This is a genomic window from Streptomyces sp. NPDC058664 (genome assembly GCF_042716635.1).
Lineage (GTDB): Bacteria > Actinomycetota > Actinomycetes > Streptomycetales > Streptomycetaceae > Streptomyces.
Genome location: NZ_JBHXRW010000208.1, coordinates 1 through 1,451, shown reverse-complemented (window position 1 = coordinate 1,451; position 1,451 = coordinate 1). Strand labels below are relative to the sequence as shown.

At 70.2% G+C, this 1,451-nt stretch carries 1 protein-coding gene; it reads right to left on the bottom strand.

From position 1 onward, the window contains the following. Positions 1-18 precede the first annotated feature (18 nt). On the bottom strand, positions 19-1,451 hold a 1,433-nt coding region (locus tag ACFWUY_RS41605), incomplete at its 5' end, for an endonuclease/exonuclease/phosphatase family protein (protein ID WP_384122231.1).

Here is a 1,451-nt window from a genome sequence, read left to right as displayed (position 1 = left end):
CTGACCGGCCGGCCGGTCCTACGGGCGGAAGCGCAGCACCTGCGGGTCGTGGTCGCTGTCCTGGTCGGCGAACTCCGCGTTGATGTGCACGCTGTCGTACTCGAAGTGGTGCACGCCGGGGCTGGTCAGGATCTGGTCGAGAACCTGGCTGTTGCCCTGGTAGACGTACGAGTAGCGCTCGCCGCGCGGCAGCGACTTCACGGCCGGGTACAGCGCGCCGCCGTCGGTGAGCGCCCGCGTCGTCTCCGAGAACTCGAAGTCGTTGATGTCGCCGACGACGAGGACGTCGGCCTGCTTCTCCAGCGCGACGATGTCCTTCACGAAGGCGTTCACGGCCTGCGCCTGGAGGAGCCGCTTGGCCTCGGAGGAACGGTTCGGCGGCTGGTGGTGCGAGACGAGGGACTCGTCGCCGCCCTTCGAGCCGAAGTGGTTGGCGATCACGAAGACCGTACGGCCACGGAAGACGAACTCGCCCGCGAGCGGCTTGCGGCTGCTCTCCCAGGCGGTGTTCGCCGGGTCGATGCGGCCGGGGGAGAGGGTCAGCGCGGCGCGCCCCTTCTCGCCCGTGACGGCGGTGGGCGTGGTGGTGGCGTCGGCGCCCGCGCGGTCCGTGAAGGAGACCCGCTCGGGGTTGAAGAGGAAGACCTGACGGATGTTGCCGCCGGGCTCGCCGCCGTCCTTGTTGTTCTGCGGGTCGACCGAGCGCCACTCGTACGCCGGGCCGCCGGCCGCCACGATCGCGTCCGTGAACTTCTTCACCGTCGCGCCGGCGGTGACCGTGCCGTCGTTCTTGGCGCCGTTGTCGTCCTGGATCTCCTCCAGGGCGAGGATGTCGGGCGAGGCGAGGTTGTGGACGACCGCCTTCGCGAGCGCGTCGAACTTCTCCTGCGGGTCGCCGGCATCGAGGTTCTCGACGTTGTACGTGGCCACGGCCAGCTCGTTCTTGTGCTGCTTGTCCGTGCTCTCGCGCTCCAGGCCCTCGTCGACGACGGTGCCGAGGGTGCGGGCGGTCAGCGTGTAGCCGCCGAACTGGTTGAAGTCGAGCGGGCCCTCGGTGGTGCCGGTCAGCCGGTCGCCGACGTTCGCCTTGGGGAACGGCTGCTGGGCGAGCGGCGTCAGCGACTGGATCTGGAGCCGGCCGGTGTTCTGCGACTCGTACGAGCCGTAGACCGTGCCGCCGCGCCGGTTGGCGTTCTCCCACGGCTTCACCGTCACCCACAGCTCCGCGTACGGGTCGGTGGCGCCGACCACGCGCGAGGAGCCGATCCGGACGTTGGTGCCCTCGAGGGATTCGTAGTAGTCCAGGGCGTACGTCTCCGGGTCGAGCGTCAGGCCGTTGATCGAGCCGCCGGCGGCCGGGTCACCCTCCGGGGCGTACGCGTCGGGCACGGACCAGGCGGAGATCGTCACGGGGGCCGGGACGGCGTTGCCCTTCGACAGCACGGTGACGA